The organism is Clostridium sp. (genome assembly GCF_036569345.1).
Lineage (GTDB): Bacteria > Bacillota > Clostridia > Clostridiales > Clostridiaceae > Clostridium_AD.
Map to the genome: position 1 here is coordinate 13494 of NZ_DATCQT010000139.1, position 24828 is coordinate 38321.

A 24828-nucleotide genomic window follows, 5' to 3' on the forward strand; every position below is an offset into this window, starting at 1 on the left:
AATTATATATATTTAATCTAAGGAGGGATAAATTTGAAACTTAGAAAACATTTACTCAAAAGATGCAGCGCTGTAGTTATGGTAATTTTAATTGCATATTTTGCAAGTGAAGTTTATTTTAATATTTCGGCAAGAGCTATAGCGCAGGTTTACAAATATGGGTCAAGAGGAGACCAAGTTAAACTAATTCAAACTAAATTAAAAAATTGGGGTTTCTATAATGAAAATGTTGATGGAATATACGGGTACAATACCTATCTTTCTGTCAAGGCTTTTCAGCGAAAGAATGGATTAGCAGAAGATGGAATAATAGGAAATTCGACACTTGCAGCCATCGGGTTGCCCGTTAGCACATCAACCTCCGGTGGATCACCCTCTAGCAAAAACGTAACAAATAACAAGGATGTAGAATTATTAGCTAGGCTTATAAATGGTGAAGCTAGAGGAGAACCTTATGAAGGCCAAGTTGCTGTTGGTGCAGTAATCTTAAATAGAACAAATGATGCGAGATTTCCGTCTACAATAGCAGGAGTAATTTATCAACCAGGTGCATTCACAGCTATAGTAGATGGTCAAATTAATGCAAAAATAGAAGCGAGTTCTACAAGGGCTGCAAGTGACGCATTAAATGGATGGGATCCCTCGGGAGGTGCTGTATTCTATTTTAACCCTGCAACAAGTACTAATAAGTGGATATGGTCAAGGCCTCTTATAAAAATAATTGGTAAACATAGATTTTGCAGTTGATAAAATTTAAGTTTAATGTAATATATTTTAAATAAACTTAACATTAAAAGCTACTTAATAATTTCTAATAATATTAGAAATTATTAAGTAGCTTTTTTATATTAAATTATAAAATATTAGATTAAATGATAACTCAGATATATTTAAATATTTATTTACAAGATAACATTAGTATTATTTAAAATATGGTATAATATTCTTAAATGCGTTTAAACAATTTACATATATTATACACAAAAATTTAACAAAATTTATACAAACTTTAAACAAATTTTACATAAAAAGTGGTAAACATGCAACTAAATATAAATAAATACGTATATTAAGCGAATTGTTTTTTAAAATACCACTGATATTTATAAAAAAACAAATTATATTGGGGGTACTGCTTAATGCCAAGCAAGTTCGAACAGTTGTACGACAAGTACTATGATTGTGTTTACAGGTATATCTTTGTTTCTGTAAAAAATAAATGGAATGCAGAAGATATAATTGCTACTGTATTTACTAAGATATATGAAAACAAGGATAAAATTACTGACGTAGAAGCAAGCAAAAATTGGATTTTCAGAATAGCTCATAATACTATTATAGATTTTTATAGAAAAAACAGCAAAATAATCCCTATAGAAAGTTTTTTTGATAGAGGGGATGAAGATTTTGGATATGAAGATATTATTATTAAAGATGAGTATAATGGAGTCAAAAAAATAATTGATTTATTACCGGAAGAAACTAGAAAAATGCTTTATTTGAGATTTTATGGTGGATTAAAATTCAGAGAAATTGCAGAGGCGGTAGATATAACTGAAAGTACTGTTAAGTCAACCATCTCAAGGGCTATAAAAAAAATCAAAAAAAATTATGACTGTAGTTTAGGAGGTGATGTAATTGGCAGTAAATGAGATTAATGTTGAAAAAGCATTGTGTGACGATGCAGCAAAAATTGTTATTGATGAAAAATTTAAATATGATTTAAAAAAGAGAATATTGTTTGGAGATAAGTATAACAATGTTATAGAACTACCTAAACATAAAAATAATTTTATAAAAAACAAATATTTCAAAATTGCTTCAGGTCTTGTAATTTGCGTATTTGTAGGTGGAACAATATTCAGGGCTATAAATGTTCCCAGCAAAAATATTTTTACTAAGGCTGATGGAAATACTGATGTAATTATGCCGATAGTTAATGCTAAAGGCTTGACGGGAGTTAGTAGTGAAAAAATAAATCCATTACAAAGATTAGATGATATTATAAAAAATAATTATAAAACTAAGCAAACAAATCTAGCCATAAAAAATTCGAAAAGTGCTGATAGTAAAGCTCTGGCTGAAAATGGCGACAATAACAATGTTATTATAAAAAAAGATACGAATGGGGAGAATTATGCAGAAAGTGATGCTTCCATAAATCAAGGATTAAGTATTAAAGGCACCACACATGCCAGTGCACCAACTGTTGTAAAGGTTCCAATAGATGTGCCTGACAAGGGTAACGTAAAAGATGATACCAGTGATAATTTGAAAGTCTACGATTCAAGGTATTCTTTTGATGAAAAGAAATTGGTAAGTGTTAAAGATGATGGTATATATGTTAAAAATATTGGGTCCTCAATAGAGACAAAGTTAATAGCTTGTAATGCAGCTACACAAATTGTTGATAAACCTAATTTTACACCTAAAGGCGAAATAATTTATTATAAAGCGGAAAAAGTAAAACTAGAAAATGGTGCTATTTATTTATCTGATAAAAATGGTAAAAATCCTATTAAAATTGTTGACGGGAAAAGTCCAATGATATCAAAAGATGGAGTAAAATTAGCATATGAAGTTAATGGTTCAATATATATTGAGAACCTATTAACAAAAGCTAGAAGTTTTATTGCTAATGGTAAATATCCTGCTTTTTCAGATAATGGCAACTTAATTAGTTATGTAAAAGAAGGAACAATTTCTAGTTTGTATGTTTTTAATACATCAACTGGCAAGGAGAACAAATTAAGCAATATGGAAATTAGTGCTGGAGATAGCAGCATTCAATCTTGGGCGGCAGCTGTAAGAAGTGTAAATGGTATTAGTAATTTAAGTGTAACTGGTAAATATAGCTATTTTGAGAGCATTTGGTGTTCGAGTAATAAAGAAATATATGTTCTTAGAAGAAATAATCCAGCGCAAGTATTTGACTTAATTAAGTTTAAAGTAGATTTATAACTACGTTAATTAATAACTAAGTTATAGAAGGCTAGACAAGAAATTAATTGTCTAGCCTTCTATAACTTTTAATTTCATTTATTCTAAATTGCAGTATTTAATAATTAAGTTAAGCGTACATAATATGGAATCCATATGAGTTCTTTCATAGCCATGTGAAGCATAAATTCCTGCACCGATTAAAGCTGTCTTTATATCCCATCCAGCTTTTAGAGCAGCAGATGCATCAGAACCATAGTGTGGATAAGTATCTATCTTATAATCTATTTTTTCATTTTTGCATATCTCCATTAATTTTTTTCTTAAATATAAGTCATAAGGACCTGATGAGTCTTTAGCACAGATACAAACGGAGTACTCAGATGAATTCTGACCTGGTCCAGGGCAACCCATATCTACAGATACAAATTCTTTGGTATTTTTTGGAATAGATGCAGAAGCACCATGCCCAACTTCTTCATAATTACTAATGAATATATTTGTTGTATATGGAAGATCAATTTTATTTTCTACTATGTATTTAATAGCATAAAGTAGAATAGCAACTGAAGCTTTATCGTCTAGATGTCTTGATTTTATAAAACCTTTTTCCGTAAAGAGTGTTCTTGGATCAAAGCAAATAAAGTCACCAACGCTTAAGCCTAATTTCACAACTTCTTCTTTTGAAGAAATTTTCTCATCAAGAATCACCTCCATATTCTCAGCAGTTCTTTTAAGTTCACGTGCATCATCACCACTAATATGTACTGAAGGTTTTATGGTTTGAATAGTTCCTGTAAATATTTTACCATCAATAGTTTCTATTGTGCAGTTTTCACCCTCTATTGAATTCATCATGTATCCACCTATAGGATCTATCCCTAAAGAACCACTGGGATTAATCTTTTTAACCATTGCTCCAAGTGTATCTACGTGAGCGGAAAGAGTTCTTTGATAATCATTATTTCGTCCTTTTAAGGTAGCCACAATTGCGCCTTTATTGGTAGTTAAATATGGTACGTTTAGAACGTCAAGTTCACCCTTTATGTAGTCTATAATTTTTTGTGTATAACCAGATGGACTGGATATTGATAGAATGGTTTTTAAATAGTATTTAATTTTACCTTCATCATAATTCATATTATCACTCCTTAAAAATGCAATTAGTATGGGCATAATTTTATCATAAAAATAGACGAATTAGTAGTGAAATATTTGACTTAAGTCAATGAGCAGGCACGAGTGCATAGGTTTTAATTATATAGGATTATCAGTTTCTTTGTAGTATAATATTCATGAGTAGAAAAGGGGAGTACATATGGGGAAAAAAGCAATTATTATATTAGGGGTTTTAGTATTGGTGGGTACAATTATTTTTAGTAGCCTCTCTTATGTTAAAGTGAAAAAATGGGATGCTTTGATTTTACCTAAAGTTAAAATAGAAAATGAAGATTTAACAGGTAAAACTAAGGAAGAGGCTCAAACGATAATAAAGGACAGGTATTTCAGCGAATTGACTAAGAAAAAAATAACCATAGTAACTAGTGATAAAAAATATGTTTTGGATTATTCAATGATAGATGCAAAATACAATATTGATGAAGCAATAGATCGGGCAATTAGCTATGGTCATGATATGAATATGTTTCAAAAATATAAAGCTATCAAAAATCCAGTTGAAAAGCAAATAAAGTTAACCTTTGAATATAATGATAAGAGTGTTGATAAAATAATAGAGAAAATAGCTAAAGATACAAATAAAATTCCCGTAAATGCAACTATAACTAAAGGTAGTGGCGGGCAATTCATTGTTACAAATGATGTTATTGGAAAGCAGTTAGAAAAAGATAAATTGAAAAGTAAGATTAAAAGCAAAATAGATGGCGTTTTGTCAGAAGATGTTATAAATATTACGGCTCCAGTAACGCAGTTAAAGCCTAAAATCTCAGCTGCTGACTTAAAAACAATAGATTCAAAAATATCAGGATATTCTACAAACTTTGCAAGCTCAGCAGAAGGTAGATCAACAAACATATATTTATCTACTAAAAGTATAAATGGCACATTACTTATGCCAGGTGATGTATTTAGTTTTAATGGGGTTGTAGGACAAAGAACAGTAGCAAGAGGATATCAAACCGCAGGGGTAATAATTGGAGATAAATTAGAACAAGGATTAGGTGGGGGAATATGTCAGACTTCATCTACTTTGTATAATGCAATGCTTACAACGCAAATTGTCTCTGTAGAAAGAATTCACCATACAATTTCGTCAGGTTATATCCCAAAAGGACAAGATGCTACAGTTGATTACGGCAATCTTGATTATAAGTTTAAAAACACATTTAAGTATCCAATATATATTGAAGGTTTTATATCAAATAGAAATATTTATTTTAATATTTATTCTAATTCTACATTAACTAAAAGAACATATGAAATAACAAACGAAACATATGAACTTACAAAGCCGATAACAGTAACGGTGCAAGACCCAACAATGTATGAGGGACAAAATGAAGTTGTTAAGACTGGTTATTCAGGATTTAAAGTTAGAGTTACTAGAAAGACTTATGAAAATGGGAATGTAGTTAATTCAGAGGTTATAAATAATGATACATTTCACGTTATCAATGGCATTGTAAAAGTTGGTACTAAAAAGAGAACATAACGTTTAATAAACGTTATGTTTTCTTTTATAGAGAATGAGGAGGAGAAAAAAATGGACTATAAATTGATATGTATAGATATGGATGGTACATTGTTAAATGATAAAAAAACTATTAGTGAGAGGAATCTTAAATCTATTCGGTTAGCTAATGAAAAAGGAGTTAGGATTGTTGTGTGCACAGGGAGAATTTTTACTTCCGCGAATTTCTTCTCGGAACTTTTGGGAGTTAAGTCACCGGTGATAGCTTCAAATGGTGCTTATATTAGGGAGAAAGATAGAGATGAAATAATATACAATGCAACACTCGGTGCGGAAAAATGTAAGAAACTTTTATCTGTTTTTAGGCAATATGATATATATCCACACTATTACACCAGTAATAAAATTTTCACAGAGGATGTAACATTTTCTTCTCGCTTTTACAAGGAAACTAATAAGATATTATCAAAGGATAATCAAATTAAATCAATACTTGTGAAGGATTGGAATAAAGTATTTAAGGAATATGGAAACGAAATTTTTAAATGCATAGGAGTAGATGTAGATTTAGAGAAAATTGAAAAAGTAAAAAAATCATTAAGAGGTATGAATAATTTTGAAGTGGTAAGTTCAAATCTTGATAATTTTGAAGTAACGAATAAGGGAGTAACAAAGGGGAATGCAGTTAAAATTCTAGCTGATTATTATGGGATAAATAAAGAACAGGTTATTTGTATAGGAGATAGTGAAAATGATTTATCTATGATTGAATTTGCAGGACTCGGGGTTGCTATGGGAAATGGGGATGAAAATGTGAAGCTAGCATCACAATATATTACTGATACTAATAATAATGATGGAGTAGCAAAAGCTATTGAGAAATTTGTGCTAGAAATGCAACCTATGAGAAACTAAATTATTAATTGAAAAAATAGTTTTCTTTATGTAAGAAATCATATAAAATATATATGGGGCACATTGTTGTTTTTACTAATGGATACATTTTTTAAAAAAACTAAAGGAGAATTTACTATGGAGAATAAGTTTTTAGGATCAATAAGAAGTGATTATAAAAAAGATGTAGATAAGAAAAGAGATTTTAACAAGTTTAAAAAATTATATAATATGAGTGAAAAGAAAGATTACACCTTAGATGATCAAACATGGGATGATTTAGATATGGATAAGGTATATGGAAAATTGGATAGAGCATATAGTAGCCCTGGAGAAGCGGCTTTATATTCAATGCTGAGAAATCCATTAATGAAGGAAGATAAATTAAAAGAAAGAGGAAAATTAATTACATTATTTAGTGAAAATAAAAAATTAAGGGAAAGTCTTTCGTGTATTTTTTTCGAATTAAATAGTGATATAAAAAATAGTTTTCTAGATATGATAGAAACTGACCTAGTTATTAATAAAGCTAAATTTTATATTTATACTATTCTGGGAAAGGTATTTCCAATAATAGCAATTTTGCTCGCTATATTTGTAAACATTAAATTTATGCTAGTACTTTTTGGATTAAGCTCTATTAATATGCTTATAAACTCAGTAGAGGTAAAGTCTATTAAGACTAATGGCATATTTTATTTACAAAAAAATATTAAGGCAGCTAAAAAAATTATAAAAATAAATAATAAAGATATTATTTATTACAAGGATAAAATAACATTATTACTTAAGAATGTAAGAGATATAGACAGAAATACTAGATTAATAGGGATTGTAAATATGTGGGGAGGATTATTTGAATTCGTTTCCATTATTTTTCTTTTAGAAGAAAGTGCTTATTATTCTATTTCTCACAGAATAAAAAAGGAAAAAGAAGGGTTACTAGACCTTTATTATACAGTGGGAGAATTAGAAGCATTAATTTCTATTTCAGGTTATAAACAAAATTTAAAGGAGTATTATATAAAACCTAATTTTATAAAAGAAATTACCTTAGAAATAAAAGATGGAATACATCCTCTTATAGAGAACGCTGTTCCCAATTCAATTAACATACAAAAGGGTGGAATTGTGCTTACGGGAACAAATATGGCTGGAAAATCTACTTTTTTGAGAATGATGGGAGTAAATATAATACTGGCCCAAAGTTTTTATTTTACTTTAGCTAAAAATTACAAAGCTCCTTTTTTTAACATTGTTTCATCAATTAGCCCGAGTGACGACTTAACAAAGGGCAAGAGTTTCTTTATGGCAGAGGTAGAATCAATTCAACGAATAATTAAAGCGTTAGAAAAGGATGTGCCTGTATTTTGCCCTATAGACGAGATATTTAGAGGTACAAACCCAATAGAGAAAATTTCAATGTCAGCTGCAATATTAACTTATATAAATAATGGCAAAAGTATTTCTATTGTAGCTACTCATGATCGAGAATTAGTTGACATTTTAAAGGAAAATTATGAATTCTATTACTTTAGTGAAAAGGTTGATACTAAAAAGGGGTTAAGCTTTGATTATAAGATAAAAAAAGGAGTTTCTCAAACAAGAAATGCTATAAAACTTTTAGAATATATGCATTATCCAAAAGAAATAACAAATGCAGCGTACAAAAGAGCTGAGATCATAGAAGGGTAAGGGTGAAAAGTTATGAATTTAAATATAGTTTTATTTCAACCGGAAATTCCACAAAATACTGGTAACATCGGAAGAACTTGCGTACTTACCAATTGTAAACTTCATCTTATAAAACCTTTAGGGTTTAGTTTAGAGGAGAAACAACTTAAAAGAGCGGGCCTTGATTACTGGCCTTACTTGGATTTGGAGATACATGAATCATACGAAGCATTTATCGAAAAATATAAGGGATCTACATTTTATTATTCTACAACAAAAGCTTCAAAATTATATTCAGAAGTGGAATATAAAGAAGGAGATTTTATAATCTTTGGGCGAGAGTCATCAGGACTTCCTGATAATGTTCGTGATTATAATATTGAAAAATGTATGAGGGTACCTATGATAAATAGCACAACTAGGTCGCTTAATCTTTCTAATACAGTGGCTATTGTGACATATGAAGCTCTTAGGCAGTTGGGCTTTATTGACATGAAATAAAGGAGAAAATGAGGAGGCTTAAGTTATGGAACATATTTATGATACTATAATTATTGGTGGTGGCCCTGCTGGATTATCTGCTGGACTTTATGCAGCAAGGTCAAAAATGGATACTTTAATTATTGAAAGAGGAGAGTTTGGCGGACAAGTTGCTACAACAGATGTATTAGATAATTACCCAGGATCCATTGAGAATTGCACAGGGGTTTCATTAAGCAAAAGAATGAAGCAGCAAGCAGAGGAATTTGGAACGCAATTTGCTCGCGAAGAGGTTATCGGAGTTGAACTTGAAGGTGATATTAAAATAATTAAATGTTTGAAAGAAACTTATAAAGCTAAGACAATTATAATTGCTACAGGAGCATTCCCAAGGCTCGGAGGATTTAAAAACGAACTGGAACTGAGAGGAAAAGGCATTTCTTATTGTGCAACTTGTGATGCTGATTTCTTTGAGGATTTAGATATTGTTGTACTTGGTGGTGGAGATTCAGCTATATCTGAAGCTATATACTTAGCTAAATTTGGAGAAACTGTTACTGTAGTGCATAGAAGAGGTGAACTAAGAGCTTCAAAGTCACTTCAAGAAAAAGTATTTAACAATCCAAAGATAAAGTTCGTTTGGGATACCGTAGTTGTAGAGGCAAAGGGCACAGAAATATTAGAAAGTTTAGTAGTTAAAAATGTTAAAACAGGTCAAGTTAGTGATTTGAAAGCAGATGGATGTTTTGTATTTGTAGGGTATCTACCTATTTCAGAATTATTTAAAGGTAAGATTACTATGACTGATAGAGGCGATGTTATTACTGATGAAGAAATGAGAACTAATATACCGGGAGTATATGCAGTAGGTGATATCAGAGAAAAATTGCTTAGACAGGTTATTACAGCAGCAGCAGATGGGGCGATAGCTGCGACTCATGCAGAACATTATATTGAAAGTGAATTATCTAGGTTATAGTAAATAACCAAGATTTCAGGAGGTGACGCGAAAATGATAGAATTAAACAAGGATAATTTTGAAATAGAAGTATTACAAGCAGAGAAACCCGTATTTGTTGATTTTTGGGGAGAAAAATGTAATGTTTGTCAAGCACTTATGCCCGGAGTTCATAACCTAAACGAAAAATACAACGATAAAATTAAATTTGCTAGTTTAAATATTGTTGGCGCAAGAAGAACAGCTATTGCGCAGAAGGTTCTAGGGCTTCCAACAATGGTGATTTATAATGGTGGAGAGAAAGTAGCTACAATAACACCAGATAAAATATCTTCATTAGAAGATGTAGAGAATTTTATAAAAGATTACTACAATACATTGTAATTTGGTACTAATTGTATTATATGTTAAATAAGAATTAAAAGATGAGAGTAAAATATAGATACGAAGGAAGATGGAAAATGTTTGACAGAAAAAAAATGATTGACCCAAAAAAAATACTGGCTGAAAAAAAAGTTATTATTATTGGAGATAAAGATGGAATATCAGGTCCTGCCATAGAAGCCTGTTTGAAATCTACGGGAGTCGAAGTGGTGTATGTAACAACAAAATGTTTTGCCTGCAGTACTACAGGCGCAATGGACGTGGAAATCCAGCAAATAATAGTTGACTGCGCTACGTTGCATGGTGCGCAAAATTTGGTAGTGGTTATAGGGGGATCTGAAGCGGAATCATCGGGACTTTGCGCAGAAACAGTTACAACTGGAGACCCAACTTTTGTCGGTCCTTTGGCAGGAATAGCTTTAGGTCTGGTTGTATACCATGTATTTGAACCAGAAATTAAAAATGAATGCCAAGAGTCAGTTTATGAAGAACAATGTGGAATAATGGAAATGGTTTTAGAAATAGATGAAATAATTTTGGAAGTAAAATCAATTAGAGATAAGTTTTCCATGTATGGACTAAAAAGATGTTAAAACATTATAAATATAAAGAGGAAATTCAACATATATATAGAATATGTAAGGGTTGAACAATAGTATTGTTTAATTAATTAATTAATTAGGGGGGGTATTATTATGAATAAAAAGAAGCTAGTTTCAGTACTAACAGTTGTAGCTATGGTTACAACATTGTTTGTTGGGTGTGGAACTAAGAAGGAAGCAGCAAAACCCGCAGCAACAAAAAGTACAGTAAGTATAGGTCTTTCTACTGATGAAGGTGGATTAAATGATAAATCATTTAATCAATCAGCAAATGAAGGGGTTAAAAAGGCTCAACTTGAAGATGGTTTCACATACAAAGCTCTTGAGTCTAAAAAGAAAGAAGATTACACAGCTAATTTAGAAGCATTAATTGATAATGGTGCAAATTTAATTTTTGCAGTCGGATTCCAAATGGCAGATGCAATGACAGAAGTTGCTAAAGCTCATACTGACAAAAGTTTTGCAATTATAGACTCAGAGGTTAAATTGCCAAATGTAGTATCAATTAGTTTTAAAGAGCAAGAAGGATCCTTCTTGATGGGAGTTATTGCTGGTAAAATGACTAAAACTAATAAGATTGGATTTATTGGTGGAAAAGATATGGAATTAATAAATAAATTTGAGGCTGGTTTTGCAGCTGGAGTTAAATCGGTTAATCCGGAAGCTGCTAAAGGTTTAATAACTACAAGTAAAGATCCTAAGAAATTGACCCCAGGAACAATGGTAAGATATGCAGACAGTTTCGATGATTCAGCCAAAGGGTATGAATTAGCTAAATCATTATATCAAGATGGTTGCGACGTAGTTTATCACGCAGCTGGAGGAGTTGGTATTGGTTTATTTAAAGCAGCTCAAGAACTAAAAGATTCTGGAAAACCAGTTTGGGCTATCGGAGTTGATATGGATCAAGCTCTAACAGTTCCACAATATGCTGACATTATACTTTCAAGTATGATGAAAAGAGTAGACACAGCAACTTACAATGAATCTAAAGCTGAAGTTAAAGGTCAATTTAAAGGTGGCACAGCTATTGTACTTGGACTTAAAGAAAAAGGCGTAGCCATAGCTGGAACATCTAGTAAAAACGTACCCAAAGCAGTTTTGGATATAGTTAAAACTTATGAAAATAAAGTTATATCTGGAGAGATAGTTGTTCCAGTGAATAGACAACAAGCAAAGGATTTCAAATAATAGTATACATTAAAACTATTGATTTTGATTAGTTTTTTATTTACTTGTTTATGGTTTTTAGTGTACAATTAGAGCTAGATGTATTACATCTAGCTCTTTCTAAAAATAATGAAAATTTAATATATTTAAAAGGAGATCATCCACCTATTTAAATGGATGGATAACAATAAATAATTGTTATCACCCAAGAGGAGGAGAGTAAATGGAAAAAGTAATTGAGATGAAAGGTATAACCAAGGTTTTTCCAGGAACTATTGCCAATGACAATGTAGATTTCGAACTTTTAAGAGGTGAGACACACGTTCTTCTTGGCGAAAATGGTGCAGGAAAAACGACTCTTATGAATATTCTTTATGGTTTATATAAACAAGAAAAAGGCGAAATTTATGTAAGCGGTAACATAGTAAGTATAAATACACCAAATGACGCTATAAAATTAGGCATAGGAATGGTTCATCAACACTTTATGCTAGTACATAATTTTACTGTGACTCAAAATATAGTGTTAGGTATTGAACCTAGAAAAGGTTTTAAGATTGATATGAATAAAGCAATTCAAGAAGTTAAAGAAATTTCAGAAAAATATGGTTTTGCAATAGATCCTAGCGCGGTAATAGAAGATATTTCAGTAGGGCAACAACAAAGGGTAGAAATACTAAAGGCACTATATAGAGGTGCTGAAATCTTAATACTAGATGAGCCTACTGCAGTTTTAACACCAAAGGAAATTAAGGAACTCGGAAATATAATTAAGAATCTTGAAAAAGAAGGAAAGTCAGTAATACTGATAACTCATAAATTAAAAGAAGTTATGAGTATGAGTGATAGGGTTACTATAATAAGGCGAGGTAAAGTAACTGGAACAGTGAAAACTAAAGAAACAAGTATAGATGAATTAGCTTTGCTTATGGTAGGTAGAAAAGTTAATCTAACTGTTAAGATGCAGCCAGCGGTAATTAAAGGTGAAATATTAAAAATTGAAAATCTTTGCGCAAGCGACCAAAGAGGGTTACCTGCTGTAGATAATTTGAAATTAAGTGTTTATGGTGGAGAAATTCTTGGTATAGCGGGTGTTGATGGCAATGGTCAAACTGAATTTTTAGAAGTTTTAACTGGCCTAAGAAAGCCTAAGAGTGGAAGCATTATAATAAACGGTAAAAATATATATGGAAAGTCAACAAGAAATATTATGTCACAAGGTGTCGCTCACATACCAGAGGATAGACAAAAAAGAGGCCTTATATTAACTTACTCTTTATTTGAAAACTCAGTGCTTGGATCTCATAGGAATGCACCTTTTAGTAAAGGTATAGCTATGAATTATAAGGAAATTAAAAAACATTGTGAAAATCTGATTCGTGAATTCGATATTAGAACCCCAAATGCAGATGTAAATGCTGAATCACTATCAGGTGGTAATCAGCAAAAGCTTATAGCTGCTAGAGAAATTTCGAAAGATCCAGAATTATTAATAGCGGCTCAACCTACAAGGGGTCTTGACGTTGGTGCAATTGAATATATTCATAAAAGATTAGTTGAGGAGCGAGATAAAGGTAAGGCGGTTTTATTAGTATCTTTAGAACTTGATGAAATATTAGCATTATCAGATAGAATTGCGGTAATGTATGACGGTAGCATAGTGGATATACTTGATAGATGTGATGCCACAGAGCAAAAACTTGGTATACTTATGGCTGGTGGTACTCTTCAAGAAATACCGGAGGGAGTTAAAAATAATGAATAAAGCAGAAAACAAAAATAGTAGTTTTGTTAATCTAGTAAAAGATGGTCTTAAAATGCTTGCATTTCCTTTATTGTCTATAGTTGTTTCTATGTTTGTTGCTGTATTCTTTGTAATGTGGGCAAAAGGATATTCTATATTACAGTATTTTTCAGCTTTAGGTGATTTATTTGGACTTATATATAAAGGTGGGTTTGGTAATACAAGAGTAACCTTTGTTACTATTTCTGAAGTTACTCCATTAATATTTACAGGAGTTGCAAATGCTATAGCATTTAAATGTGGACTATTTAATATCGGTGTTGCTGGTCAATTTATACTTGGAATGTTAGCAGCGGCATTTGTAGGAACTATTCCAGGGTTAAATCCAGTAATTCACGTAGTTTTAATTATTCTTGCAGGTATTATAGCAGGTGGAATATGGGGAGCTATCCCAGGGTATTTAAAGGCTAAAGTAGGAACTCATGAAGTTATTAATACTATAATGATGAACTATATATCTATGTTCTTAGCAAATTACCTTATCTTAAGAACTAGCTTTGGAGTGGTAGGCGATGCAAGTTCTCCCGATATACAGAGCAGCGCAGAGCTTCATAGGTTTGTTTCAGGTAGTGGAGCTAATATTAGTATATTCCTTGCCATAGCAGTAGCTATCTTTATATTCTGGTTATTATGGAAAACTACTGTTGGGTATGAAATAAGAGCAGTTGGTATAAATCCACATGCAGCGGAATATGGTGGAATTAATGTAGCAAAAAATACGATGCTTGCCATGGCGCTTTCTGGTGCAATAGCAGGGGTCGGTGGGGCAACGCAGGTTGCGGGGGTTCTTCATAATGTAAAAGACTTTATGGCACTTCCATCTTATGGGTTCGATGGTATTGCAGTTGCACTACTTGCCAAAAGCAATCCTATTGGATGTATAGCATCAGCTTTATTATTTGGGACATTAAATAGTAGTGCTAGAACCCTTCAATTAAATGGTATACCAAAAGACATAGTTTATTTAATCCAAGCAATAATTATTATATTTGTAGCTACAGATTATATCGTTAAATATTTCTCGGAAAGGAAAAAGAAGGGGGCGATTGCAAATGAACAGTGATATATTAATAAATTTGTTAGCGCAAACTCTAAGAATAGCAACACCTCTAATTTTTGCAGCACTAGGTGGTATATTTTCTGAAAAATCAGGTGTGGTTAACATAGGTCTTGAAGGTATGATGGTAATAGGAGCTTTCTTTGGGGTATATGGAAGTTATTTGTTTAGTCCAATGCTTGGTTCAGTGGCTGGTCCATTAGTTGGAATACTTTTCGGTGTTATAGCTGGTGGAGTTTTAGGTTTAATTCATGCAGTTTTAAGTATACATTTGCGTGCAGATCAAGTTATTTCAGGTACTGCAATAAATCTTTTTTCCACGGCCCTTGCTAGTTTTTTAATATTTAAACTGTTTGATGGCAAAGGTGGTCAAACGGATATAGTAACAGGGCTTTCCTATAACATACCTCATGTAATTAAGAACATACCAATAATAGGTGACTTTATATCTCAGTTAAACTGGTTTGTTATACTAGCGATTATTTTAGTATTTATATCACACTATGTATTGTATAAAACACCTTTAGGACTAAGAATTCGAGCTGTAGGAGAACATCCAAAGGCAGCTGATACTTTAGGAATAAATGTTTATAAAATAAGATATTTATGTGTTATTTTATCAGGAATGCTTGCGGGACTTGGTGGGGCGGCCTTATCTCTAGGAGTAACTCCACTTTATCGAGAAGGAATGGTTGCAGGACGTGGATTTATTGCCTTAGCGGCTGTTATTTTCGGTAATTGGAAGCCATTTGGAGCGCTTGGTGCTAGTTTATTATTTGCATTTGGTTCAGCATTTAATATTTTTGCACAGGGACTTAGCTGGAACTTACCTACAGAAGTATATGATGCTATTCCATATTTACTTACAATGCTTGCACTTGCAGGATTTGTTGGGAAAACTACAGGGCCTTTGGCAAGTGGTAAACCTTATGACAAAGGATCAAGATAATTCTTTTATTTTTAAATGAAGCCAAAAGCATAATCTATATTTATATCTTGTGCTATGGTATAATATTTATAATAGGTTGATACTTAAAATAAATAACAAGCCAAACTTGTTATTTATTTATTTGTACCTAAGATGAGGTGATAGATAAGATGAACATTAATTTTGGTTTAAATTTGATCCAAGAGCAAAAATTAATAATGACGCAGGAAATGCAGATGTCTGTTAAACTTCTTCAAATGTCCGCATATGAGCTAGGACAATTTGTGAATAAAGAAATGCAAGAAAATCCGGTGCTCGAGGAAAAAGATTTGCAAAATCATAAAAATAATAATAATGATATTTATGATTATAAGCAAATAATTAAATACCTTGAGAAGGATGATTACAAAACAAAGAATTATAATGCAAAAACTGAAAATGAAGAGGTTTCTCCTTTTTATTACATTGCACAAGAGAAATCCCTAAAAGATTATCTTAGCGAGCAAATAGGTGAACTTACCCAGCCAAGTGAAATATTAATTATTTGCAAATATATGGTTGAGAACTTGGATACTAAAGGTTATTTATCTGCAGATTTATCGGATATATGCAAGGAAATCGGAACATCAAATCAAAATGCTGAAAAAGCACTTAAAATTTTCCAATCGTTAGAGCCACAAGGAATTGGAGCCAGAAATTTAAGAGAATGTTTAATAATTCAATTAAACAATTTGAAGATGGATGATGAAAATATTTATAATATAATAAATAACTATTTAGAGTTACTAGCAGAAAATAAATATAATGATATAGCTAAAGAATTGAAAATTACAACTTGTGAGGTCCAAAAATATGGAGATATAATAAAAAAATTAGAGCCTAAACCATCAAGAGGATTTTATACAGGCGAGAGTGTTAAATATGTTGTACCTGATGCATACATTAACAAGATTGATGACCAATATTTTATTTCTATGAATGAAGATGTACTTCCCAAACTGAATATAAATAGTTTATATAAAGAAATTATTAAAAATGAAAAAGACGTAGAAGCTATAGAATATGTTAAAAATAAACTAAATAGCGCAATGTTTCTTATTAAAAGTATTGAACAAAGAAAGAACACTGTATATAGAGTTTTAGAAGAAATTTTGGCAGTTCAAAAGGAATATTTCGATAAAGGTGCCGAATATTTAAAACCAATGACACTTAAAAAGATTGCTAACAATTTAGAAATGCATGAATCTACTATTAGTCGTGCTATCAGGGAAAAATATGTTAGTATAAATAATGGTAAGGTCATTAAAATAAAAGACTTTTTTACTAATGGGATAACGTCAGTTGCTGGTGGCGAGGATATATCTACAAGTAATATTAAAAAATTTATTAAAGAAATGATAGAAAATGAGGACACTAAGAAACCTTTATCCGACCAAATTATTTGTAATCGATTAAATTTAGAAGGAATGAATATTTCAAGAAGAACTGTGGCAAAATACAGAGAAGAACTTGAAATTAAAAGTTCATCTAAAAGGAAAAGATTTTAAGAAATTTATTTAGTTAATCACTTCGTTAACAAAATGTTAACATGTTTTTTTGAAATACTAATTTAAAAAAGTTAGTATTTCATTTATAATGTAAGTGGGAACAAAAAATAAATGCTGGGACTTAAAAAGTCCAGAAAGGTGTTCAAGTGGAAAAAATATTAAAATTAGAACTGAAAATAGTGCCAGAATTAATAGATAGTCTTGAAAAGCGGCATGATATACTTAGGACTATATTTTTTAATCAACCTATAGGACGAAGAATCTTAGCAGAACATATGTGCATAAGCGAGAGAATAATAAGAAATGAGATAAATTTTTTAAAATCTCAAAATTTAATTGAAGTTAATGCATTGGGTATGTTTATAACAAAAGATGGTCAAGAGATTGTAAATCAGCTAAAAGGATTTATTCATGAAATTAAAGGGTTGTCTAAAATTGAAAAATTTATTGAGAATTATTTGAAACTTAAGCAGGTCATAGTTGTTCCTGGAGATGTAGACATTGATAAAAGTGTTCTTAAAGAAGTTGGAAGGGCAGCCTCTAGTTACGCTATGGATATTATTGAAGATAATAATATAATTGCATTAACAGGTGGATCAACTGTTAAAGAAGTTGTAGATAGTTTTCCTAAAAACAATAAATATAAAAACGTTTTAGTAGTTCCTGCTAGAGGTGGTATGGCGAGAAATGTAGAAATTCAAGCTAATACTTTAGTTGCTAGGCTTGCAGATAAAATCAATGGTAATTATGAATTACTACATGTACCTGATAATTTGAGTAATGCAGCTTTGGAGACCATATTGAATGAAAAAAATATCATAAACATAATTGAAAATATTAGAAATGCAGAAATTCTTATTTATGGTATAGGTATTGCTAAAGATATGGCAATAAAAAGAGGAATGCCCGAAAAAGAGATAATTGAACTTGAAAAATTGGGCGCAGTTGGAGAGGCATTTGGTCAATACTATAATGAACTTGGAAAAGTAGTTTATTCTACACCTGCGATTATGGTAAAAAATGAAGATGTTAAAAACAGTAAAATATTAATTGCTGTAGCAGCTGGGAAAAATAAAGCTAGAGCTATAATTGCCACTGAAATCAATCGCTCAAGCACCGTATTAATAATTGACCAAGCAGCTGCAATAGAAATTATTAATATTTTAGAGAAAATAGAGTAAACTATATAATGATTTTAAAAACAAAGAATTATATATTTACATATAAGAAGATTATCAAAATTTAGGAGGTTTTGCCAAAATGGTAAAAATAGGGATTAATGGATTTGGAAGAATAGGAAGAAACGTATTTAAGGCTTTAGTTGCAAATTATTCTACAGAATTACAAGTGGTAGGAATTAATGATTTAACTGATGCTGCAACACTCGCTCATCTTTTAAAATATGACTCTCTTTATGGAAAATTTAACGGAACTGTAGAAGCTAAAGAAAACTCAATAGTAGTTAATGGAAAAGAAATTAAAATATTTGCAGAAAGAGAACCAAAAAATATCGATTGGAGTTCACTTGGAGTAGAAATAGTTTTAGAATCAACAGGATTCTTTACAGATGCTACTAAAGCAGATGCCCATTTAGGTGTAAGTGTTAAAAAAGTTCTTATATCTGCACCAGCAAAAAATGAAGACATTACAATAGTTATGGGAGTTAACGAAGAAAAGTATGATGCATCAAAACATAACATTATATCAAATGCATCATGTACAACAAATTGTTTAGCACCATTTGCTAAAATTTTAGACAAAGAATTTACAATAGTTAAAGGTTTAATGACTACAATTCATTCATATACTGGAGATCAAAGATTATTAGATGCGCCACATAGTGATATGAGACGTGCAAGAGCTGCTAATTTATCAATGATTCCAACTACAACTGGAGCTGCTAAAGCAGTAGCATTAGTTTTACCACAATTAAAAGGAAAATTAAACGGATTCTCATTAAGAGTTCCAACTCCAACAGTTTCATGTACAGATTTAGTATGTGAAGTTTCAAGAGATGTTACTGTAGAAGAAGTAAATGCAGCATTTAAGAAAGCATCTGAAAATGAAATGAAGGGCATACTTGGATTCTGTGAAGAACCATTAGTTTCAATAGATTTCAAAGGAGACGAAAGATCTTCTATAATTGATGCAATGTCTACTATGGTTATAGAAGGAAATATGGTTAAGGTTGTTTCATGGTATGATAATGAAGCAGGTTATTCAAATAGATTAGCTGATTTAACTAAATTTGTTGCAGATAAATTATAAAATTTAATCTTACTATAAAACTGTAAGAAAATGTTAGCATAGTATTAAGGCCTGGTTTTATAGTTAGTCTATGGAATCAGGTCTTTTTATATTTTATTAATATAAGGTACATTTAAATAAATAACAAGTTGCATGGTAGTCTATTTATAGGGTAGCCTATTTATATGAATGTTCTTAAATTATATTCTTAATTACAATGATTTTATATTATAAATGAGAGGAGAATGTGTATGAAATTTAATAAAAAAACAATTGAAGATATTGAGGTTAAAGGTAAAAATATTTTAGTAAGATGCGATTTTAATGTGCCATTAAAAGATGGAGTTATTACAGATGTAAATAGATTAGTGGGTGCTATGCCTACAATAAATTATTTAATCAAAAATGGAGCAAAAGTTATTTTATGTTCACATCTTGGAAAACCAAGTGGAGAACCAAAACCAGAACTTTCTTTAGCCCCTGTTGCTAAGAAATTAAGTGAAATGTTAGGGAAAGAAGTAGTTTTTGCAGCAGACCCAAATGTAGTTAGTGATAATGTGAAATCCGCTGTTTCAAAAATGAAAGACGGAGATGTGTTATTATTAGAGAATACAAGATATAGAAAAGAAGAAACTAAAAACAGTGAAAACTTTTCTAAGGAATTAGCATCTCTTGCAGATATATTTGTAAATGATGCTTTTGGATCAGCACACAGAGCTCATTGTTCTACAGTTGGTGTAACACAGTTTGTTAAAACTTCAGTTTGTGGATATTTAATTCAAAAAGAATTAAAGTTTTTAGGTGATGCAGTAGAGAATCCTGTTAGACCTTTCGTAGCAATTTTAGGTGGAGCTAAGGTTTCAGATAAAATAAATGTTATTGAAAATTTGCTTGAAAAAGTTGATACTTTGATAATTGGCGGAGGAATGGCTTATACATTCTTAAAAGCTGGTGGTTACTCAGTAGGAAGTTCTCTAGTTGAGGAAGATAAAGTACAATATGCTAAAGTTATGATGCAAAAAGCTGAATCAAAAAAGGTTAAATTTTTAATACCTGTAGATAATATTGTTGCTGATAGATTTTCAGCTGATGCAGAGCCAGTAGTTACTGAAAGTCAAAATATCGCAGATGGGTATATGGGACTTGATATAGGACCTAAGACTTGTGAAATCTATAAAGGTGCTATAAGCATTGCTAAGACAATTGTTTGGAATGGTCCAATGGGAGTGTTTGAATTTGCTAATTTTTCAAAAGGAACAATAGCAGTGGCAGAAGCTATGTCAAAAGTAGACGGAACTACTATAATAGGTGGTGGAGATAGTGCGGCGGCTGTTAACCAATTAGGATTCGGAGATAAAATGACCCACATATCTACAGGTGGTGGAGCATCTTTAGAATTTTTAGAAGGTAAATTGTTACCAGGAATAGAAGCACTTACAAATAAATAGTAAATAACTTAAATACTTTATATTTTAAAAAAATGATATTTATATAAAAAAAATTAGGGGGTTTTTTCATGAGAAAAGGTATAATTGCTGGAAATTTTAAGATGAATAAAACTGTAGCTGAATCTGTAATTTTAATCGAGGAAATGAAACCATTAGTTAAAGATGCGAAATGTGATGTAGTAGTTTGCCCTACATTTTTAGCTTTAGATGCTGTAATAAAGGCGACTAAGGGTACAAATATAAAAGTAGGAGCTCAAAACATGCATTTTGCAGATAATGGTGCGTATACAGGTGAAGTTGCACCAGGAATGCTTAAAGCTATGGGCGTTGAGTATGTTATAATTGGTCATAGTGAAAGAAGACAGTATTTCAATGAAACTGACGAGAATGTAAACAAAAAACTTAAAGCTGCTTACAATCATAATATTAATCCTATACTTTGCATTGGAGAAACTCTTAGTGATAGAGAAGGAAATATTACAGAAAAAGTCTTAGCTAATCAAGTAAAATTAGATTTAGAAGGACTTATAAAACAGCAAGTAGAAAAATTGGTTATTGCTTATGAACCAATTTGGGCTATCGGTACAGGTAAAACTGCAACTGCTGATCAAGCTAATGAAACAATTGCTTTTATAAGAAAAACTGTTGAAGGTATGTTTGGTCCAGATGTAGCACAAAAAGTTAGAATTCAATATGGCGGCTCTGTAAAACCATCAACTATAAAAGAACAAATGGGTAAATCAGATATAGATGGTGGATTAATTGGAGGAGCTAGCCTTAAAGCAGAAGATTTTGCAGGAATAGTAAACTATTAAGATATTTTAGAAAATCAATTAACTAATGTGGCTAAGCTACTTTAGTAGATAAAGCTACTTTAGTAGATAAAGCTACTTTAGTAGATAAAGCTACAAAGGTAGATTAGGCTGCATTTGTAGCAAGCTACATTTGTAGCTTAATCTACCTTTGCAGCCTATGCCACATTAAATGCTTAATTATACCTGTAGATATCAATACACATTTATTTGTGTTGATTATTGGGAATAATTGGTGGGGGGGACAAAAATGTCAAAAAAGCCAGTAATGCTAATGATTTTAGATGGATTTGGATTATCAAGTAACATTGATGGAAACGCAGTATTTTCAGCAAATAAACCAAACTATAACAGACTAATAGAGAAGTATCCAAGCACAAAATTAACCGCAAGTGGCCTGGAGGTTGGATTGCCAGAAGGTCAAATGGGAAATTCAGAAGTTGGACATTTAAACATAGGTGCAGGTAGAATTATATATCAAGCACTTACAAAAATAACAAAAGAAATTAAGGAAGGAGACTTCTTTAAAAATCAGGCTTTTAATATAGCAATAGACAAAGCTATTAAAGCGAATTCTTCAGTGCATCTTTTAGGTTTATTATCTGATGGAGGAGTTCACTCTCATATTGATCATTTAAAGGCTTTAATAAAGCTTGCTAAAGATAAAGGTGCTAAAAAAGTTTATGTTCATGCATTTTTAGATGGTAGAGATGTGCAACCAGGTTCAGCGTTAAAGTATATAGAAGAAATAGAAGAATATATGGATGAAATAGGTCTCGGTAAAATCGCCACGATATCCGGTAGATATTATGCTATGGATAGAGATAAGAGATGGGAAAGAGTCCAGCTTGCATATAATGCTATGGTTTTATCTAAGGGGGAGGAGAATGTCTCATCAATAGATGCAGTGCGCAGAGCTATGCATGATAATAAGACAGATGAATTTGTTCTTCCAACCGTTATAATAGAAAACAATAAGCCAATAGCTGCTATAAGCAATAATGATAGTGTAATATTCTTTAACTTTAGACCAGATAGGGCCAGAGAATTAACGCGGGCAATAAATGATAAGGAATTCGAAGGTTTTAAAAGAGAAACTTTAACGCTTAATTTTGTATGTACTACTCAATATGATATATCTATAGAAAATGTTGATGTAGCGTATACACCTGAGAGTTACACGAATACACTTGGAGAATATGTTAGCAAGATGGGTAAAAAGCAGTTAAGAATAGCAGAAACAGAAAAATATGCCCATGTTACATTCTTCTTTAATGGAGGAGTTGAGGCTCAAAATGTTAATGAAGATAGGGCATTAATTCCATCACCGAAAGTTGCAACGTATGATTTACAACCAGAAATGAGTGCATATGAGGTAACAACAGAATTATTAAAGAGACTTGAATCAGATGAATATGATATGATAATATTAAATTATGCTAATCCAGATATGGTAGGTCATACAGGAGTTTTTGCTGCTGCTAAAAAGGCTATAGAAACAATTGATGAATGTCTTGGAAAAATTGTAGATGTCGTTCTAGGAAAAGATGGTTGTGTATTTATAACTGCAGATCATGGAAACTCTGAGCAAATGATAGATTATTCCTCGGGAAAACCCATGACAGCACATACTACAAATTTAGTGCCATTCACATATGTTTCCAATCATAGTACAAAGTTAAGAGATGCTGGGATATTGGCGGACATTGCTCCAACTATGCTTCAAGTTATGGGGCTTGCAAAGCCGATTGAAATGACAGGAAAATCTTTAATAAAACTATAATAACTAACTTACAAGGTAAAGGTGATAATATGATAGAAACATAACTATAATATTATCCAAGCTTAATTTGAGTTTTCTTTAAATTTAGGATTATTTTATTTGAACATAGAGAAGAATAATAATATATAAAAAATTTGGAGGTAACATAATATGAAAAACTATATTGAAATAATTGATATTTATGCAAGACAAATTTTGGATTCAAGAGCATTTCCCACTGTTGAGGTTGAAGTAACCCTGGAAGATGGAACTATAGCAAGGGCATCAGTTCCATCAGGTGCATCTACTGGTATATTTGAAGCCGTAGAATTAAGAGATGGAGACAAAGATGTATATAATGGAAAAGGTGTTTTAAATGCAGTTGATAATGTAAACAATATAATAGCCGAAGAGGTAGTTGGAATGAATGTATATGATCAAATTGCAATTGACAAAGCAATGATAGCACTTGATGGAACTCCTAATAAAGCTAAACTTGGTGCTAATGCAATTCTCGGGGTGTCCCTTGCTTGTGCTAGAGCGGCGGCTGAGTCATTAGGACTTGGGTTATATCAATATATCGGTGGAGTAAACGCTAAAGTTTTACCAGTTCCAATGATGAACATAATAAATGGTGGGAGTCACGCTGATAATAATGTGGACTTGCAAGAGTTTATGGTTATGCCAGTTGGAGCAACTTCTTTTGCAGAAGCATTAAGAATGAGCGCAGAAGTTTACCATGCATTAAAAGCATTATTAAAAACTAAAGGACTAGCTACTGGTGTTGGTGATGAAGGTGGATTTGCTCCAGACTTGTCATCAAATGAAGAAGCTATAAAAATAATTATCGAAGCTATAGAAAAAGCTGGATATGTTCCAGGAAAAGATATATTTATAGCGCTTGATCCAGCAGCTTCTGAATTCTTTGAAGATGGTAAATATAATTTAGCATCAGAGGGAAGAATATTAACTCCAGAGCAAATGGCTGATTATTATGTAGAATTGGTTAACAAATATCCAATTATATCAATTGAAGATGGAATGGCTGAAGAAGATTGGGATGGCTGGAAGTACTTAACTGATAAAATTGGAGATAAAATTCAATTAGTTGGAGACGACTTATTTGTAACTAACACTGATAGATTAAAAATGGGAATTGAGAAAAAAGTTGCAAATTCAATCCTTATAAAATTAAACCAAATAGGAACACTCACTGAAACATTAAATGCTATAGAAATGGCTGAGAGAGCAGGATATACTGCAGTAGTTTCTCATAGATCAGGAGAAACTGAAGATACAACAATTGCAGACTTGGTTGTGGCTATGAATGCAGGACAAATTAAAACTGGTGCTCCAGCTAGAAGTGAAAGAGTTTCTAAATATAATCAGCTTCTAAGAATAGAAGAAGAATTAGACGAAATGGCTGAATACAGAGGATTAAAAGCATTTTATAACATAAACAGATAATTTC

At 31.5% G+C, this 24828-nt stretch carries 22 protein-coding genes; 21 read left to right on the forward strand and 1 reads right to left on the reverse strand.

Features of this window, described 5'->3' with window-relative positions:
* The first annotated feature begins 78 nt into the window (after positions 1-78).
* From sleB to VIM70_RS13390, 3 genes are all read left to right on the forward strand, one after another.
* A complete protein-coding gene (sleB, locus tag VIM70_RS13380; RefSeq protein ID WP_331946298.1) occupies positions 79-747 on the forward strand; it encodes a spore cortex-lytic enzyme in 669 nt (222 codons plus the stop codon).
* 392 nt (positions 748-1139) lie between these two features.
* Positions 1140-1652: a sigma-70 family RNA polymerase sigma factor gene (locus VIM70_RS13385; protein ID WP_331946266.1), complete on the forward strand. Its 513-nt coding sequence runs from the start codon at positions 1140-1142 to the stop codon at positions 1650-1652.
* Positions 1639-2961, forward strand: a complete 1323-nt coding sequence (locus VIM70_RS13390; protein ID WP_331946267.1) for a hypothetical protein — start codon at positions 1639-1641, stop codon at positions 2959-2961. Before VIM70_RS13385 ends, VIM70_RS13390 begins: the two co-directional genes overlap by 14 nt.
* A 78-nt stretch (positions 2962-3039) precedes the next feature.
* Here VIM70_RS13390 and VIM70_RS13395 read toward each other — a convergent pair whose 3' ends face one another.
* On the reverse strand, positions 3040-4080 hold the full coding sequence (locus tag VIM70_RS13395) for a M42 family metallopeptidase (RefSeq protein WP_331946268.1): 1041 nt from the start codon (positions 4078-4080) through the stop codon (positions 3040-3042).
* Positions 4081-4258: 178 nt separating this feature from the next.
* Here VIM70_RS13395 and VIM70_RS13400 point away from each other — a divergent pair, with 178 nt between their 5' ends.
* The 18 genes from VIM70_RS13400 (at position 4259) to eno (ending at position 24824) form a co-directional block, all read left to right on the forward strand.
* The gene (locus VIM70_RS13400; protein ID WP_331946269.1) at positions 4259-5611 is read left to right on the forward strand and encodes a VanW family protein; all 1353 of its coding nucleotides are present in this window, start codon (positions 4259-4261) and stop codon (positions 5609-5611) included.
* Between the two features lie 51 nt (positions 5612-5662).
* On the forward strand, positions 5663-6505 hold the full coding sequence (locus VIM70_RS13405; protein ID WP_331946270.1) for a Cof-type HAD-IIB family hydrolase: 843 nt from the start codon (positions 5663-5665) through the stop codon (positions 6503-6505).
* A gap of 117 nt (positions 6506-6622) precedes the next feature.
* The gene (locus VIM70_RS13410; RefSeq protein WP_331946271.1) at positions 6623-8179 is read left to right on the forward strand and encodes a MutS-related protein; all 1557 of its coding nucleotides are present in this window, start codon (positions 6623-6625) and stop codon (positions 8177-8179) included.
* Between the two features lie 12 nt (positions 8180-8191).
* Positions 8192-8659, forward strand: coding sequence for a tRNA (uridine(34)/cytosine(34)/5-carboxymethylaminomethyluridine(34)-2'-O)-methyltransferase TrmL (trmL, locus tag VIM70_RS13415; RefSeq protein WP_331946272.1), 468 nt, complete (start codon positions 8192-8194; stop codon positions 8657-8659).
* A 25-nt stretch (positions 8660-8684) separates the two neighbouring features.
* The gene (gene trxB, locus VIM70_RS13420; protein WP_331946273.1) at positions 8685-9617 is read left to right on the forward strand and encodes a thioredoxin-disulfide reductase; all 933 of its coding nucleotides are present in this window, start codon (positions 8685-8687) and stop codon (positions 9615-9617) included.
* Positions 9618-9650: 33 nt separating this feature from the next.
* Entirely contained in the window at positions 9651-9980 is a 330-nt protein-coding gene (locus VIM70_RS13425) for a thioredoxin family protein (RefSeq protein ID WP_331946274.1), read from the forward strand.
* A gap of 95 nt (positions 9981-10075) precedes the next feature.
* A complete protein-coding gene (gene grdA, locus VIM70_RS13430) occupies positions 10076-10573 on the forward strand; it encodes a glycine/sarcosine/betaine reductase complex selenoprotein A (protein ID WP_331946299.1) in 498 nt (165 codons plus the stop codon).
* A gap of 102 nt (positions 10574-10675) precedes the next feature.
* Complete coding sequence (locus tag VIM70_RS13435) at positions 10676-11773, forward strand: BMP family ABC transporter substrate-binding protein (protein WP_331946275.1); 1098 nt, start codon at positions 10676-10678, stop codon at positions 11771-11773.
* A 202-nt stretch (positions 11774-11975) separates the two neighbouring features.
* A complete protein-coding gene (locus tag VIM70_RS13440) occupies positions 11976-13517 on the forward strand; it encodes an ABC transporter ATP-binding protein (protein ID WP_331946276.1) in 1542 nt (513 codons plus the stop codon).
* Positions 13510-14619 (forward strand): ABC transporter permease, encoded by a 1110-nt coding sequence (locus VIM70_RS13445; protein WP_331946277.1) that lies wholly within the window; start codon positions 13510-13512, stop codon positions 14617-14619. Before VIM70_RS13440 ends, VIM70_RS13445 begins: the two co-directional genes overlap by 8 nt.
* Positions 14609-15562, forward strand: a complete 954-nt coding sequence (locus VIM70_RS13450) for an ABC transporter permease (protein ID WP_331946278.1) — start codon at positions 14609-14611, stop codon at positions 15560-15562. The genes VIM70_RS13445 and VIM70_RS13450 overlap by 11 nt, the downstream gene beginning before the upstream one ends.
* Positions 15563-15717: 155 nt before the next feature.
* A complete protein-coding gene (gene rpoN / locus VIM70_RS13455; protein WP_331946300.1) occupies positions 15718-17088 on the forward strand; it encodes an RNA polymerase factor sigma-54 in 1371 nt (456 codons plus the stop codon).
* Positions 17089-17234: 146 nt separating this feature from the next.
* On the forward strand, positions 17235-18269 hold the full coding sequence (locus tag VIM70_RS13460) for a sugar-binding transcriptional regulator (RefSeq protein WP_331946279.1): 1035 nt from the start codon (positions 17235-17237) through the stop codon (positions 18267-18269).
* A 79-nt stretch (positions 18270-18348) separates the two neighbouring features.
* Positions 18349-19356 (forward strand): type I glyceraldehyde-3-phosphate dehydrogenase, encoded by a 1008-nt coding sequence (gap, locus tag VIM70_RS13465; RefSeq protein ID WP_331946280.1) that lies wholly within the window; start codon positions 18349-18351, stop codon positions 19354-19356.
* Between the two features lie 230 nt (positions 19357-19586).
* Positions 19587-20783 carry a phosphoglycerate kinase gene (locus VIM70_RS13470; protein ID WP_331946281.1) on the forward strand — a complete coding sequence of 399 codons (1197 nt, stop codon included), beginning with the start codon at positions 19587-19589 and terminating at the stop codon, positions 20781-20783.
* 68 nt (positions 20784-20851) lie between these two features.
* The gene (gene tpiA / locus VIM70_RS13475; RefSeq protein ID WP_331946282.1) at positions 20852-21598 is read left to right on the forward strand and encodes a triose-phosphate isomerase; all 747 of its coding nucleotides are present in this window, start codon (positions 20852-20854) and stop codon (positions 21596-21598) included.
* Positions 21599-21845: 247 nt separating this feature from the next.
* The gene (gpmI, locus tag VIM70_RS13480; RefSeq protein ID WP_331946283.1) at positions 21846-23378 is read left to right on the forward strand and encodes a 2,3-bisphosphoglycerate-independent phosphoglycerate mutase; all 1533 of its coding nucleotides are present in this window, start codon (positions 21846-21848) and stop codon (positions 23376-23378) included.
* Positions 23379-23528: 150 nt separating this feature from the next.
* Complete coding sequence (eno, locus tag VIM70_RS13485; RefSeq protein WP_331946284.1) at positions 23529-24824, forward strand: phosphopyruvate hydratase; 1296 nt, start codon at positions 23529-23531, stop codon at positions 24822-24824.
* Positions 24825-24828 lie beyond the last annotated feature (4 nt).